The sequence below is a fragment of the Stutzerimonas sp. Brlt_14 genome (assembly GCF_051948915.1).
Taxonomy (GTDB): domain Bacteria; phylum Pseudomonadota; class Gammaproteobacteria; order Pseudomonadales; family Pseudomonadaceae; genus Stutzerimonas; species Stutzerimonas stutzeri.
This window is the reverse complement of record NZ_JAYJLM010000004.1, coordinates 15829-30682: the sequence shown is the minus strand read 5'-3', so window position 1 is coordinate 30682 and position 14854 is coordinate 15829. Positions and strand designations below refer to the sequence as shown.

Genomic DNA, 14854 nt, shown 5'->3' with positions numbered 1-14854 from the left:
CGTCAAGACTCCATTAGCTGACTGATGATAGCCACACCCTGCCCATCGATAATGCTGCTAGCGGACAGGCTCATGGCTAAGAGGGATGCGGGGCGCGCAACCAGAGCCGAGAGAAGGCTAGGCAGAAATTCGGCAATGTGCTGCGCTTGCTGGACGACCAATGCGGCTCCTGCTTTTTCTAGGCCTTGAGCGACCTGCCGTTGATTGTCGGCTAGCACCAACATGATCGTCGGCAGCCCCATGCAACAGCGTTCCCAAGAAGTAGCACCTGCCGCACCAACCGCCAAATCGCTATCGGCCATCAGCCGGGCCATATCGCTCACACCGACGAGAACCCGGGTCTTCCAAGGCATGCTCTGCGCCTGGCTGGTGACTTCGGACAGCCAAGGCGCGCCAGCCCCCATGACTACGGTGATCTGGCAGCCTGTCGGAAGCGAAGAGATGCGCAATGCCTCCAGCACCTTCCCGGTGGCGTTGTCCTTGTCGACCCCGCCCATACTGATCAACAGCTGACGCACCCGTGGCTCGGCACGGCGCTGCAGACTGTAGGAGCGCAGCGCTGCGAATTCGGGGCGCAGTAACGCGTATTGCGAGCCGCAGAGCACTTGGCAATCGTTGGGCAGCCATGCTCGATAATCCTTCACAGTGCGGCCAAAGGTCTGGTCGAGCAGCAGGTCACAATAATGCGGCCGATCGGCCAGATCATCGATGACCATCAGCTTGTGGCAGCAAGGTCTCAGAGCAAGCTCCCAGTGTGCGTCCAAGGCGTAGTGATCGACAATCAGCCAGTCGGGTTGCAGCTCAGCGAGGATGGGTGCGCAGGCCTCAACATCTTCTGCCTGAGTGGTGCCAAGCCAGTGGCCGTGGGCTGTAGCTTTCTCGCCGCTTGCCGCTCTGATCGTAGGCAAATCCGCGGTCCCAGGCTCTGCGCAAGCTGGCAAGGCATGGACGATATACCCCTTGTTGCGGATGAATTCGATCAGGTTGCCATGGTGCTCGCGGCAGAGAAACTGGCAGTCGGCACCATGGGCAGCAAGCGCGTCAGCCAAGGTCAAGCAACGCATGACATGACCGGTGCCCATCTGCAGCGAGGCATCGGCACGAAAGGCGGCTTTTATCATCACCGCTTCGCCTGCGCCTGCATCGCCTTGAACAGCCATTCGGCGCGCTCCCAGTCTTCTCTCGTGTCGATATCCTGGACCCGGTGGCGCGGCAGCGGGACCGGAGCTGAATGCAGCCCGAACAGAGGCTTGCCCTCCAGCCAGGCACTGGCTCCTCCCCAGTAGAACTGTCCCGCATCGTGATAGGTCTCTTCGAGATCTTGTGAGCGGGTGTTGAAGTGCTCGGGCTGGAGCATCTCCACACGCCCTTCACGTGTGATGCGAATCGCACGCTGGATCGGAAAGGCATAGCTGGTAACCGAGAAAGCGTAATCGCAGTCGCTCCGGAGCAGCACTTCCAGCCCTCGACGGATATCTTCCCCACTCACAAAGGGCGCGGTAGCGTAGATGCAGCACACCTGCTGCGGGCATTCTCCATTGGCGATAAACCATTCGATCGCATGCCGGACGACCGGGATGGTGCCAGTATGGTCATCGGACAATTCGGCCGGGCGCATGAAAGGTACAGTTGCCCCGTACTGATGGGCTATTTCGGCTATTTCCGCATCATCGGTGGAAACGATGACACGATCGAAGCAGCCACTTCCCAAGGCTGCTTCAATGGACCAAGCGATCATCGGCTTTCCACAGAACGACTTGATGTTCTTGCGCGGGATGCGCTTGCTGCCGCCGCGGGCGGGAATCACCGCCATTCTCACGATGCAACCACCTTACACAATGCTGCGGTGACCTGGTCCTGCTGCTCCTCGCTCATGGCCGGGAACATCGGCAGGCTGATAGCTTCACGGTAGTACTGCTCAGCCTGTGGAAAATCCCCGGCCCGAAACCCCATATGCTGGTAGTACGGCTGTGTATGCACCGGGATGTAGTGCAGGTTGACGCCAACGCCCTGCTCCCGCAGCGACTCGAATACCTGGCGATGAGTCTTGTCGATCTTTTCTAGCTGCAGCCGAATGACGTAGAGATGCAGGCCGGAGTAGCTGTCCGGGTGCTGCCAGGGCGTGGTGACCGGCAAACCGGCCAGCAGCTCGTCATAACGCTGGGCCAACTGATGGCGGCGCGCAACATAGTGGTCCAGACGCTCCACCTGGGTAACGCCCAGAGCGGCCTGCAGCTCCGTCATGCGGTAGTTGAAGCCGAGATCGATCTGCTGGTAATACCAGGGCCCATCGGCCTCATGAGTCATCTGGGCCGGATCGCGAGTAATCCCATGGCTGCGTAGCAGCGCCATCTTGCCGGCCAGTCCCGCATCATTGGTCAGCGCCATCCCGCCTTCGGCAGTGGTGATGATTTTTACCGGATGGAAGCTGAACACCGTGATGTCGCTATAACGACAGTTGCCGATGAATTCGCCGCGGTATTTGCCTCCGATAGCATGCGAAGCATCCTCGATGATCTTGAAGCCGTAGCGCTGGGCCAATTCGTGGATTGCCTGCATATCGCAGGGCTGCCCACATAGATGCACGGCGACCACTACCTTGGGCAGCTTGCCGTCGCGCTCGGCCTTCTCCAACTTATGCGCCAGGGCTTGGGGGCAGAGGTTGTAGGTGCGCGGATCGATATCGACGAAGCCAACCTGAGCGCCACAGTAAAGGCCGCAGTTGGCCGAGGCAACGAAAGTGATCGGTGTTGTCCATAGCCAATCCCCCGGCCCCAAATCCAGTGCCAGGCAGGCGATATGCAATGCCGAGGTGGCACTGTTCACTGCCAGCGCATGACGGGCGCCGACATGCTGCGCCACGGCATTCTCGAAGCGCGGCACCATTGGTCCCTGGGTGAGAGAATCCGATTGCAGCACGCCCACCACCGCGTCGATATCGGTCTGGGTAATGTCCTGACGGCCGTAGGGAATCATCGGTTTAGATGCTCCCGATCTTTTCGCGATTGGCGTCGATCCAGGCCTGCAATTCGCTGTCGCTCATCCACTCGCTGTTGTTGTCGCTGGCATAGACGAAGCCTTCCGGGACCTTCTTGCCGTCCTTGATGCGCTTCGGACAGGTGGCCCAGCTGTGAATGGTCGGCAGGATCTTGAAATGCTCGGGATACTCGTAGGTGTAGTAAGCATCCTCGGCACTGATCATCTGCTCGTGCAGCTTCTCACCGGGACGGATACCGATGATCTCCTGGCGAGCCTCGGGGGCAACGACGCGGGCCAGGTCGGTGACCTTCATCGACGGAATCTTCTTCACATAGATCTCGCCACCTTCCATGTCTTCGAAGGCGTGCCAGACCAGTTCCACACCCTCCTCCAAGGAAATCATGAAGCGAGTCATACGCTCGTCAGTGATCGGCAGTACGCCCTTGGCCTTGATGGACATGAAGAACGGAATCACCGAACCGCGCGACCCCATGACGTTGCCATAGCGCACCACGGAAAAGCGGGTACCATGCTCGCCGGAATATGAGTTGCCAGCGACGAACAGCTTGTCAGAAGCCAGTTTGGTGGCGCCATACAGGTTGATCGGACTGCTGGCCTTGTCGGTGGACAGCGCAACCACGCCCTTGACGCCCTTGTCGATACAGGCATCGATCAGGTTCATGGCACCGTCAACGTTGGTCTTGACGCACTCGAAGGGGTTGTATTCGGCGGTCGGCACGATTTTGGTGGCGGCGGCATGCACCACATAATCGACCCCATCCAAGGCTCGGTAGAGGCGATCCTTGTCACGCACATCGCCAATGAAGAAGCGCACGCGCTTATCGCCCTCGAACTTCTTGGCCATGTCCCACTGTTTCATCTCGTCACGGGAAAAGATGATGATTTTCTTTGGGTTGTACTTGGCCAGAGTCATCGGCACGAAGGTGTTGCCAAACGAGCCGGTGCCACCGGTAACAAGGATGACCTTATCTCTCAACATACTGTTCACCTAACAAGAAAACTGGTGGATATAGCTTCGGCGACCCGTTGGTTGGCCAAACGATCCCGCTTGCCAAAAACCCAGGAAAAATAATCCTGCCGCCGCTGCGCTCGATCGTCTCGCTCCAGCAAAGCTCTTTCGATAGGGACGGAAAGATCCACCCCTTCTTCTTTTACAAATACCGAGGGCCCACACTCGTAAAGCGTCAACAGCTGGGCCATATCGTCAGGGTGCATACCCTCATCACGCCCCATTTGGGCCATTACGTCCCGCGAAAGTTGAGGGGTCTCGATTAGCAGTTGCGGCACATCGTAGAACAGAGACTCCTCGGCCGGAGAGTTGGCATCTGACACCACCAAATCGGCCACGGATAGCAGCGCTGAGAGAGGATAGGACGTCAGATCCAGCAGCGTATGCGGGCGCCGCTGAACCAAGGCAGCCACTCGCCGAAAGCTATCGCGATCCTTGGCGCGCGAGGTCAGCGCCTGGCTGGGATGGGGGCGCAAGATGAGATTGAAATGCGAAGGGATTTTCTGCACCAGGCTTTCTGCGAGCAGATCCCACGAACCAACGCCACGCCGACTCGGTGTAAAAAGTATGGTTTGCCGGTCCGCTGCCAAACCCAGACCAACCAGCACTGATTCGCGCTGCGCCGGAGACTGTTCGGGAAACTCGCAAAAAGGGAGAAAACCTGTCGCAGCGGTATTGACCTGAACCTGGTCGGCAAACCGGTCGATCATCTGCTGCATGCGCGGCCCAATCACACAGAGCAGATCGAAATGTGCATTGCTGAGCAACGCATCCTTGCTCAGCAGCATGTAGGTGCCATGAAAAACCGTACACTTCTTTGCCGCGTAGGGCTCCAGGAAACTGCGATAAGGCGAGCCAGTAACGATCACATCGGCGTCGTTCAATATCCGGTTACCCACTGCCAGCCGCCCCAGCCACCTCGAATAGCGAGCCTGCTCAAGCTGAGGGTAAAGCTTGCGTGCAGCCATCAACGTAGAGCGGCGACTGGAAACAAAGGTGCCAGGCAGCAATGCAGCTACCTGCGCCAGGTGAGGAACGGCCTGGAACATCTTTGAGAAATAAACGATACGGCTCATCTCACCTGTCCCTGGTGCATCTCAAAATAGCGGAAGCCGACAGGTGCCAAACGCCCCCATTCGTCTATTGCAGGCCATATCAATCCTTGCCTTCCTTCACCACCAACACATCCTCCATGATCAGATACTGCAGATCCGACCCATAGAACATGTTCAACGCATCCGTCGGCGAGCAGATCATCGGTTCGCCGCGGCGGTTGAGCGAGGTGTTCAGCGATACGCCATTGCCGGTCAATTTTTCCAGCTCGACCATCAGGTCGTACCAGCGCGGGTTGTGCCGGCGCTCGAGAACCTGGGCGCGAGAGGTACCGTCTTCATGGACCACCTCGCCGACACGCTCCTTCCAGCCTTCGTTGACCTCGAAGGTGAATGTCATGAACGGGCTCGGATGGTCGACCTTGAGCATCTGCGGCGCCACGGTATCGAGCATCGACGGGCAGAAGGGTCTCCAACGCTCGCGGAACTTGATCTGCTCGTTGATGCGGTCGGCGACGCCCGGCACGCTCGGGCAGCCAATGATCGAGCGACCGCCCAGCGCACGCGGGCCGAATTCCATGCGCCCCTGGAACCAGGCCACCGGGTTGCCGTCGACCATGATCCTGGCGATGCGCTCGGGGGTGTTGGCGATCTGCTTGAACACTGGCTTGTTCGGATGCCGGGCACAGGCAGCGATGACATCTTCGTTTGAATAAGACGGGCCGAGGTAGACGTGCTCCATCTTCTCTACCGGAACGCCGCGCTGCAACGACACATAGGCCGCCGCACCGACAGCGGTACCAGCATCACCGGAGGCCGGCTGGACGAACAGCTCCTTGACCTCCTCACGGGCGATGATCTTCTGGTTGAGTTTGACGTTGAGCGCACAACCGCCGGCAAAGGCGATTTTGCCGGTCTCGCGGATGATGTCACCGAGGTAGTAGTCCATCATCTCCAGCGCAAGTTTCTCGAACAGCGCCTGCATGCTGGCCGCGTAATGAATGTACGGGTCGTCGGCGATATCGCCTTCGCGCTTGGGCCCCAGCCACTCGATCAGCTTGGGCGAGAAGTAGTAGCCCTTGCCCTTCTCCTTGTAGCGACGGAAGCCGATGACGTTGGCGTATTCGGTATTGATGGTCAGCTCGCCGTTCTCGAAGGTCGCCAGGCGCGAGAAATCGTACTTGGCCGCGTCACCGTACGGCGCCATGCCCATGACCTTGAATTCGCCATCGAGCATCTCGAAGCCGAGGTATTCGGTGATCGCGCCATACAGTCCGCCCAAGGAGTCCGGGTCGTAGAATTCCTTGATCTTGTGGATCTTGCCGTTCTCACCCCAGCCGAAGAAGGTGGTGGCGTACTCACCCTTGCCATCGATGCCGAGAATCGCGGTTTTCTCGGTGAAGCCGGAGCAGTGATAGGCGCTGGAGGCATGAGCCAGGTGATGCTCAACCGCTTGGATCTTGACCTTCTTCAAGTCGAAGCCCAGCTGCTGGAGACACCATTCGATGCGTTTCTTGTAGCGGTAATAGCGGCGGTTGCCCATGAGAATGGCATCCAGCGCGCGATCCGGTGCGTACCAGTAACGCTTGGCATAGTGCCAGCGCGCCTTTTCGAAGATGCTGATGGGGGCGAACGGGATCGCCACCACATCGACGTCGGACGGTTTGATGCCGGCCTGCTCCAGGCAGAACTTGGCTGACTCGTAGGGCATGCGGTTCTTGGCATGCTTGTCGCGCACGAAGCGCTCTTCTTCGACGGCGGCGATCAGCTTGCCGTCGATATACAGGGCGGCGGAAGGATCATGACTGAGGGCGCCGGAAAGGCCGAGAATCGTCAATGCCACGGGTATTGCCTCTTAATCTTCGATGCTGGTGCCGGGCACCGCGGGTAAACGTTGGTCAAGCAGCCGGTACAGGGCGCTGTCGGTCGGCCAGTTGCGCAGGAATCGCGCACGGTCCTTGGCATACGCCCGAGCGAAGCTGGCATCGCTGCCATGCTGCTGCACGGCATCCAGGTCGATTAACGACCAGCGATCATGCTCCCAGAACAGGTTGTGCCCCTTGAGATCACCATGACTGATTCGCTCGCGGATCAGTGCCTCGAACAGCCGGTCCAGGGCAACCAACTCCTGCTCTGGAGGACAGCCATCCAGATACGGCTGAAAACGCGCAATTATATCTTCTCCGCGCAGCAATTCGGTAATCAGCCACGCCGGCCCGCGCATCCACAGCCAGCGGCGCTCGATCACGGCCAGCAAACGAGGAGTGGCGATCCCGAGAAAATCGAGCCGATTACCCTCGACCCAGCTGTGCCAGGCGCGGCTCGGCCGCCAGAAGCGCTTCAACCAATGCAGCGGATTCTTGATGTTGTAGCGCTTGATAAGCAGGGCCCGGCCGTCCAGTTCGATACTGGCAACCGTCGCGCTACCACCGCCCTTTAACAACTTGCCTCGAGCGATGAATTCATTGGGGTCATCGATCACCGCCTGCAGCGCTGCCTGCTCGTCACGCCGAACCACTTGCGCCCTGAACGCCCCGATGCTCGCACTGAACAGGCTGCAGTCCCGCACGACCTTCTTCAAATAGTCACTTAGACGCCAGTCACGGATCTTGTGAATCTGCTTGAGCAACGCCTCCAGCGGCAGGGCGTGCTCGCTGTTGGTCAGCAGATAAGGCACCAGCAGCTCTTCGATGAACGGCTCGATCTCTGCCGGTAGCTGAGCGAAGAAGACGCCAAGATTCTCCAACACCCGCTCGCGCGACAGAGGGCGCCCGGGCGTCTCCGCCTTTACACCGCCGCCGTCGACCACGTAGAGCTGACCGTCGGCCTTGAGGAAGTTGTCAAGATGCAGATCCGCCTGCCAAAGGCCTTGGGCATGCATCCTGGCGATCAGCTCAAGCGCCTCGCAGAGCACGCCACGCTGCCCGTCTGTCAGGACAGGCTCCGCCTCGACGGAGCGCCAGCTCTCCCACAGGCTTTTGGCGGAATCGAGCCAGTCGAACAGCAGCCAGCCACCCTCACCCTCCTGCCAGCCCTGCCCCACCAGCGCAGGTGTTGGCAAATGCTGGTCGGTCAGCAGCTTCGCACCAGCCAGCTCACGTCGATAATGACGCTGCGCCTTGCCACCCACCATCAGCTTGGCCAGGACCTGGCGCCCGTTCCAGCGCGCGCGACCGACATAGCGCTGCCCCGGCAGGATGCGCAGCCACGAATCGACATGCAGACTTGCCTCACCCGATAGCTCGACGAGCGCAGGGCAGGCTGGCTCGCGCCCGGCGACCGTCAGATCGGCCAATCTCATCAGCGCGCCCCCTTGGCTTTGTGTCGCCGCTGCAACTGCAACAGCCATGGCTCGACCAGGCGAGGATCGTCCAGATAGGCATTCAGCAAGTGCCGCACGCCTTGGTCACCGATGCAGCTTGCACGCCGCACGAGCGGCTCCAGATCCTTGATCCGGTCGCGCCGCCCTAACAACAGAGGTCGGGTTTTTTCCAGGTCGATCAGGCAAGCCTGCCAATGCCCGTCCTGCTCACGGAGAAAGATGTGCTTGGGATAGAAGCAGCCATGCATCTGGCCGGCCTGATGCAGCGTGTGCGCCAGCGCACCGACCGCACCGATAATGGCCTGGCGTCGAGGTTCGTTCAGCTCGGGCCATCGTTTCAGCCATCCGTCCAAATCCATCCAACCATCCAATGCGCGGGTCAGGAGAATTGCACGCCTTTCGCCATCAACCTTGCGCTGCCCGAAGAAGCTGGCCTGAAGCGCCGGCACGCCAAGCTGCGCATAACGACGGATATTGCGAAACTCCCGGGCAAAGGTCGGCTCACCGAACGGGTGTGCCAGGGTGCGGGTCAGATGATTGCTCTGCCGCTTGAGGTAGAACGCCGAATCATCGAGCTCCAGCCTGAAAACACTGCTCCAGCCGCCGCGTTCGACATTGGGCTCATCCACCGCCGTCAACTGGACCGACCAGAGCGCATCGAAGCTCGCCAAGCCATGGCGCTCGAGCGTTGGACGATCGGCCTGCGCAATGAAATCGTTCATTCCCGCCCCTGGAAATAATTCAGAATCTGCCGGATGCGCGGCTTGTCCTTGTCAACCAGTCGCTTTCGCTGGCAATACTGCAGATAGAACCGCAGGCGCTGGGTTCGGCTGAGCTGGTACTTGGCCACCTTGTCCAGACATGCCAGGTCCTTGACGATACGCCGCTGCAGAAACGGACCATGCCAGAAGGCGCCGGTAGGGCAGTCGATCAGGTACAGACGGCGCTGCGGATCGACGAGCAGGTTGCGCCACTTGAGGTCATTGTGGGCGAAGCTCCGGTCGTGCATCGCTCGCGTCGAGCGCGCCAGTTGCAGGCTGACTTCCTGCACCCAACGCGGATCGCGAAGACGGGCATCATGAGTAGTCGCCAGCAAAGCCAGATCATCGGTTTGCTCCAACTCACGCGTAATCAGGGCGCCGCGGAGAAAAGCACCGCCGCGCCGCTCCATGCCATAAGCCACGATCGGCGCCGTGGGGATGCCCCAACGGCGAAAAAGCATCAGGTTCTGCCACTCCGCCTTGACCCGCGGTCGCCCGAGGTAACGCCGCAGGCCTTTGCCCGCACCGGAGTAGCGTTTCACGTAATAGCGCACCCCGTTGCGCTCGACACGAATGACTTCTGAAAGTGGGTCCTTGGTAAGCCGTTCACCTTCCAGCACGAACACGCTTGCGAGACTGCCGAAATCATCATGCAGGTCGGCGTACGCAGGGTCCAGCGTCCAGCCGGCCATCAAAGCGCATCCCCGTAGCGCCGCTTACGATCCAGTAGCTTTTCCGCCCTGCGCTGCAACCACGCCAGCAAGGCAGCGTCGTCGCGCAGGATTTCACGCAGCGGCCGCTGGAAGTAATCGCGCAGAAAGCGCAGCTTGTCGCGGCCGGTCAGGCCGATCTCGAGGGCCGAGAAGTACAGCCCGGCCAGATCCTTGTTGCGCCAGCGAACAGGTGTGTGACTGCGAGTCTGGGCGCGGTGCAGGTCGATCAAGGACAGGCGCAGATCACTGACCGTCACCGGCCGGTCGGTGTGCAGCAGGAAGTGGCAGATGTAGAAGTCGCGGTGATTGACCCCGGCGCGGTGCATGGTGCCGGCCATGCGGGCGACTTCGGCGATCAGGGCACGCTTGAGTGCCGGCTGTGGCGGCTGGTCGCGCCAGTTCGCCGAGAAATCCTCGAGGCTGACAGTCGGCGCCAGTTCTTCCGTGATGATGAACGAGTGCTGGCTTGCCGGATTGCCCCCTCGCTCGCCATAGGCCACCGCGGTCATGGTCGGCACGCCGACTTCCTTGAGGCGCTGTATGGCTCGCCATTCCTGGCCGGCGCCAAGCACCGGCGCCTTGGCCGTGAGCAGGTTCTTGGCAATCTCTCCCCAGCCGATGCCGCGATGAATCTTGACGAAGTAACCGCGCCCGGCAACCTCGGTACGCAGCGTGCGGCGACCTTCCAGTTCCCGGTAGACCTGGCCCTGCAGACGCTCGACCTCTTCGAAGGGGTCCTTGCCCTGCCACAGGCTTTCGAATGGCTCGGTCAGCATCAGGCGCATGGAGCCCCCAATGACGACGCCCGCCGGAGACAAACGACGTTCATGCGCTTTCCCCGAGAATCACGTCGGCGGCCTTCTGCGGCATCGAGTAGAGATCGGCCGTCTCGGCAAAGGCCAGCGCGTTGCGACTCCAGGCCGAGCGCTGCGCGGCATCGGCGAGCATCTGCGCCAGCATCTGGTCGAGCACCCGCTGCTCGAAGGGGCTGGGTACCACGCGACCGCAATCGGCGTCGGCAATGTAGTGGGCATAGCCGCACACATCGCTGACCAGCACCGGCAGCCCGGCGACCAGCGCCTCGAGCAACACGGTGCCGGTATTTTCGTTATAGGCCGGATGGATCAGCAGATCGGCACCGAGCAGAAAGCGCGGGATGTCGCTGCGCCCCTTGAGAAACTCGACCATGCCGGAAACACCCAGCGCCTTGGCCTGCAGCTTGAACGGCTTGGGATCGTCCTGGCCGATCACCAGCAGCCGGGTGCGCTGGCTCAGTTCGCGCGGCAGCGCAGACAGGGCCTTGAGGCTGCGGTCGACCCCCTTGGTCTTGAAGCCGGAACCGATCTGCACCAGCAGCAGCTCGTCGGGCCGCACTTCGAACTCCTCGCGGAACTCGGCGCGGATCTGCGTGGCATTGGCCGGCGCGCGGCGATCCTGGGCAATGCCCGGCGGCAACAGGTGAAAGCGTTCGGCGGGCGTGCCGTAGTGCTTGACGAACAGCGGCTGCTGCACCTCGGAGATCATCAGGATTTCGGTCTTCGCCTCCGGCGCGAACACTGCGCGCTCGTACTCGGCGAAGTGCTTGTAGCGGCCCCAGCGCCGATAGATCGGGTTGCGCAGCGTCTGCGCCTTGTCCTCGAAGCAAGGGTCGGCGGCGTAGTACACGTCCAGCCCCGGCATCTTGTTGAAGCCGATCACCCGGTCCACCGGCCGCTTGGCCAGATCGGCCTCGACCCAGGCGGTGAAGCGCTCGTTGCGGGTGTGGTTGAACAACGCCTTGACCGGCGCGATCAGCACTTCGAAGCCGTCCGGCACCTCGCCTTCCCAGATCATCGCGTAGACGCGAATGCTGTGCCCGCGACGCTGGCATTCCAGGGCGATACGCATGAAATCGCGCTGCAGACCACCGAATGGAAAGTACTTGTAGAGAATGAAGGCCAGTTGCATCAGACGGACTCCGGGGCCCGCAGCAGGGCTTTCAGTTCGGTGACGACGCGCTCGGGGCGCAGGTCGTCAAAACAGGGCTTGTGCCGGTCACCGCGACCAGCGTTCGGTCCGCTGGCACACAGGTGCACCTGGGAGCGGCCATAGGCACCGACCCGCCCGGGCAAGGTCGGACCATAGAGCGAAATACTCGGCACATCCAGCGCCGCGGCCAGGTGGCCGAGGCCGGTATCCACCGCGACGCAGGCGCGCGCACCGGCGATAACCCGGGCGACACCGGCAAGATTGAGCTTCGGCAGCACCGCGGCGTTGGCTATGCCGCTGACGATGCGTTCGGCACGCGCCTTCTCCTCGGCATTGCCCCACGGCAGGCGGATCGCCCAGCCGAAATCGCTCATGCGCTCGGTCAGCTCGCGCCAGTAGGCTTCCGGCCAGTGCTTGCTCGGCCAGGTGGTGCCGTGCAGAAACAGCAGGTAGGGCTGGTCGCTAGGCGCCGCCATCTGCTCGCGATCGAGCCCGTAGTCGGCGAAATCCTGCGGCAGCGGATACGCGAGCGCCTGGGCGAACAGCTGACGCACCCGTTCCAGCGCGTGCTGGTCACGCGGCACTGCGTAGCATCGGTCATAGAAGCGTACGGCGATGGGCTCACGCGCAGACTCCCGGTCCAATCCGGCGACCGGAGCCTTGACGTAGCGGGTCAGCCAGGCGCTCTTCAGCAAGCCCTGGGCGTCGATCACCAGGTCGTAACGGCCTTCTCGCAGGCGTGCCTTGAAGCGCTGCCATTCACCCTTGCGCAGGGTCTGCAGCGGGTGCTTGCGCCAGCGACGGATCGCTACCGGGATCACCTGTGCCACCGCCGGATGCCAGGCCGGGATCTCGGCGAAGCCCTCCTCCACCACCCAGTCGAACTGGATGCCGGGCAGCGCCCGCTGCGCATCGGTCAGCGCCGGCAGGGTATGCACGACATCGCCCAGCGACGAGGTCTTGACCAGCAGGACCTTCAATCAGCGTACCTCGACCGACTGCGGGACCAGGCGATCCAGCGCCTCGATCACCGCGCGCGGCTTCAGCTCGCGCATGCAATTGTTGTGGCCGAAGCGGCAGGTGCGCTCGAAACAGGGACTGCAGTCGAGCCCCAGGCGCACCACTTCGACCTGCTCGGAAAGCGGCGGGGTGAAGGCTGGCGAGGTGGAACCATAGATCGCCGCCAACGGCCGGCCGAGCGCTGCGGAGACATGCATCAGACCGGAGTCGTTGGACACCACGGCATCGGCACAGGACAGCAGATCGATCGCCTCGGCCAGGCTGGTCTCCCCGGCCAGGTTCACCGCCTCTTCGCGCAACCCCGGAATCAACCGCTCGAGGATCTGCTCGCCGACCGGGTGATCGTTCTTCGAGCCGAACAGCCAGACCTGCCAGCCGTCCCGGATCTTCAGCTCGGCTACCTTGGCGAAGTGTTCCGCCGGCCAGCGCTTGGATTCGCCGAACTCGGCACCGGGGCACAGCGCCAACACCGGCCGGTCCAGACTCAGGCCGAAACGTGCCAGGGCGCCGTCGCGAGTCGCGGTGTCGATGCGCAGCGAGGGGTTCGGATACGGCTTGGGCAGCTCGGCGCCCGGCTCGAAGGCCAACGCCATGAAGCGCTCGATCATCAGCGGGTAGCGCTGCTTGTCGAGCTTGCGCATGTCGTTGAGCAGGCCGAAACGCATCTCGCCGCGCCAGCCCGTGCGCTTGGGGATACCGGCGAAGAATGGCACCAGCGCCGACTTCAGGGAGTTGGGCAGCAGGATCGCCTGCTGGTACTGACCGCGCAGGCTCTGCGCGACCTTGCGCCGGGTCGCCATGTCGAGCACGCCGTGCCCGACCGGAAAGCTCAGGGCCTGGCGCACCTCGGGCATGCGCTCGAGAATCGGCCGGCTCCACTCGGGCGCCAGCACGTCGATCTGGCAGTCGGGATGGCGCTGTTTCAGGCAGACGAACAGCGTCTGCGCCATCACCATGTCGCCAACCCAGCTGGGTCCTACGATCAGTATGTTCATAAGCTCTAAGCCATAAGCTGAGGGGCTGGAAGCGTGGCCGGCAAGCGAGTCATGCGTTGCCGGCTTCCAGCGCCAGGCTTACTTGACCAGGGTCCGCCATTCGGCGTGGGCATCAGTCTTGCCGGTGACCAGATCGAAGTAGGCTTTCTGCAGCTTCTCGGTGATCGGGCCGCGACGGCCGATACCGATGGCGCGGCCGTCCACTTCGCGGATCGGCGTGACTTCGGCTGCGGTACCGGTGAAGAAGGCTTCGTCGGCGATGTACACCTCGTCGCGGGTGATGCGCTTCTCGACCACCTTCAGGCCGTGCTCGGCAGCCAGGGTCAGCACGGTGCCGCGGGTGATGCCGTTCAGGCAGGCCGTGACTTCCGGGGTGTAGATCACGCCATCCTTGATGATGAAGATGTTTTCGCCCGAGCCCTCGGCCACATAGCCTTCGGGGTCCAGCATCAGCGCTTCGTCGGCGCCGCCGGAAATGGCTTCCTGCAGGGCCAGCATCGAGTTGATGTAGGCACCGTTGGACTTGGCGCGGGTCATGGTGATGTTGACGTGGTGACGGGTGAAGGAACTGGTGCGCACCTTGATGCCCAGCTCAAGCGCCTCGTCGCCCATGTAGGCGCCCCAATGCCAGGCCGCGACGATCACGTGCACCTTCAGACCGCTGGCGCGCAGGCCCATGCCTTCGCTTCCGTAGAACACCATCGGGCGGATGTAGGCGCTTTCCAGATTGTTCTCGCGCACTGCGGCGCGGGTCGCCTCGTTGATCTCTTCCTTCGAGTACGGCATCGGCATGTTCATGATGTGCGCCGAATCGAACAGGCGGTCGGTGTGCGCCTGCAGGCGGAAGATCGCCGTGCCGTCCGGGGTGTTGTAGGCGCGAACACCTTCGAACACGCCCATGCCGTAGTGCAGGGTATGGGTCAGCACATGGGTGGTCGCATCGCGCCACTGCACCAGTTCGCCGTCATACCAGATGACGCCATCACGATCGGCCATCGACATCTTGCCAGCTCC

The 14854-nt window shown here is 61.8% G+C and carries 14 protein-coding genes; all 14 read right to left on the bottom strand.

Annotation, left to right across the window (positions count from 1 at the left end; all coding sequences use genetic code 11):
- Positions 1 to 2 precede the first annotated feature (2 nt).
- Positions 3 to 1160: a UDP-2,4-diacetamido-2,4,6-trideoxy-beta-L-altropyranose hydrolase gene (gene pseG / locus VF716_RS10540; RefSeq protein ID WP_256045292.1), complete on the bottom strand. Its 1158-nt coding sequence runs from the start codon at positions 1158 to 1160 to the stop codon at positions 3 to 5.
- Positions 1121 to 1819 carry a pseudaminic acid cytidylyltransferase gene (pseF, locus tag VF716_RS10535; protein WP_125849593.1) on the bottom strand — a complete coding sequence of 233 codons (699 nt, stop codon included), beginning with the start codon at positions 1817 to 1819 and terminating at the stop codon, positions 1121 to 1123. Before pseF ends, pseG begins: the two co-directional genes overlap by 40 nt.
- Positions 1816 to 2976, bottom strand: coding sequence for a UDP-4-amino-4,6-dideoxy-N-acetyl-beta-L-altrosamine transaminase (gene pseC, locus VF716_RS10530; protein WP_125849591.1), 1161 nt, complete (start codon positions 2974 to 2976; stop codon positions 1816 to 1818). The genes pseF and pseC overlap by 4 nt, the downstream gene beginning before the upstream one ends.
- Positions 2977 to 2980: 4 nt before the next feature.
- Positions 2981 to 3979: a UDP-N-acetylglucosamine 4,6-dehydratase (inverting) gene (gene pseB, locus VF716_RS10525; protein WP_125849589.1), complete on the bottom strand. Its 999-nt coding sequence runs from the start codon at positions 3977 to 3979 to the stop codon at positions 2981 to 2983.
- Positions 3980 to 3984: 5 nt separating this feature from the next.
- A complete protein-coding gene (locus VF716_RS10520) occupies positions 3985 to 5085 on the bottom strand; it encodes a hypothetical protein (protein WP_125849587.1) in 1101 nt (366 codons plus the stop codon).
- A 79-nt stretch (positions 5086 to 5164) separates the two neighbouring features.
- Positions 5165 to 6904, bottom strand: a complete 1740-nt coding sequence (locus tag VF716_RS10515) for a carbamoyltransferase family protein (protein WP_440552690.1) — start codon at positions 6902 to 6904, stop codon at positions 5165 to 5167.
- 12 nt (positions 6905 to 6916) lie between these two features.
- On the bottom strand, positions 6917 to 8362 hold the full coding sequence (locus VF716_RS10510; RefSeq protein WP_084899850.1) for a lipopolysaccharide kinase InaA family protein: 1446 nt from the start codon (positions 8360 to 8362) through the stop codon (positions 6917 to 6919).
- Positions 8362 to 9105: a lipopolysaccharide kinase InaA family protein gene (locus VF716_RS10505; RefSeq protein WP_084899845.1), complete on the bottom strand. Its 744-nt coding sequence runs from the start codon at positions 9103 to 9105 to the stop codon at positions 8362 to 8364. The genes VF716_RS10510 and VF716_RS10505 overlap by 1 nt, the downstream gene beginning before the upstream one ends.
- Positions 9102 to 9836 (bottom strand): lipopolysaccharide kinase InaA family protein, encoded by a 735-nt coding sequence (locus VF716_RS10500; protein ID WP_084899840.1) that lies wholly within the window; start codon positions 9834 to 9836, stop codon positions 9102 to 9104. Before VF716_RS10500 ends, VF716_RS10505 begins: the two co-directional genes overlap by 4 nt.
- On the bottom strand, positions 9836 to 10642 hold the full coding sequence (gene rfaP / locus VF716_RS10495) for a lipopolysaccharide core heptose(I) kinase RfaP (protein WP_084899837.1): 807 nt from the start codon (positions 10640 to 10642) through the stop codon (positions 9836 to 9838). The genes VF716_RS10500 and rfaP overlap by 1 nt, the downstream gene beginning before the upstream one ends.
- Before the next feature lie 40 nt (positions 10643 to 10682).
- Positions 10683 to 11804 (bottom strand): glycosyltransferase family 4 protein, encoded by a 1122-nt coding sequence (locus tag VF716_RS10490; RefSeq protein ID WP_084899833.1) that lies wholly within the window; start codon positions 11802 to 11804, stop codon positions 10683 to 10685.
- Positions 11804 to 12805, bottom strand: a complete 1002-nt coding sequence (gene waaC, locus VF716_RS10485; protein WP_440552689.1) for a lipopolysaccharide heptosyltransferase I — start codon at positions 12803 to 12805, stop codon at positions 11804 to 11806. The genes VF716_RS10490 and waaC overlap by 1 nt, the downstream gene beginning before the upstream one ends.
- The gene (gene waaF / locus VF716_RS10480) at positions 12806 to 13840 is read right to left on the bottom strand and encodes a lipopolysaccharide heptosyltransferase II (RefSeq protein ID WP_125460192.1); all 1035 of its coding nucleotides are present in this window, start codon (positions 13838 to 13840) and stop codon (positions 12806 to 12808) included. It abuts the gene before it with no gap.
- Between the two features lie 78 nt (positions 13841 to 13918).
- Positions 13919 to 14842 (bottom strand): branched-chain-amino-acid transaminase, encoded by a 924-nt coding sequence (gene ilvE / locus VF716_RS10475; RefSeq protein WP_003301609.1) that lies wholly within the window; start codon positions 14840 to 14842, stop codon positions 13919 to 13921.
- Positions 14843 to 14854: the final 12 nt, after the last annotated feature.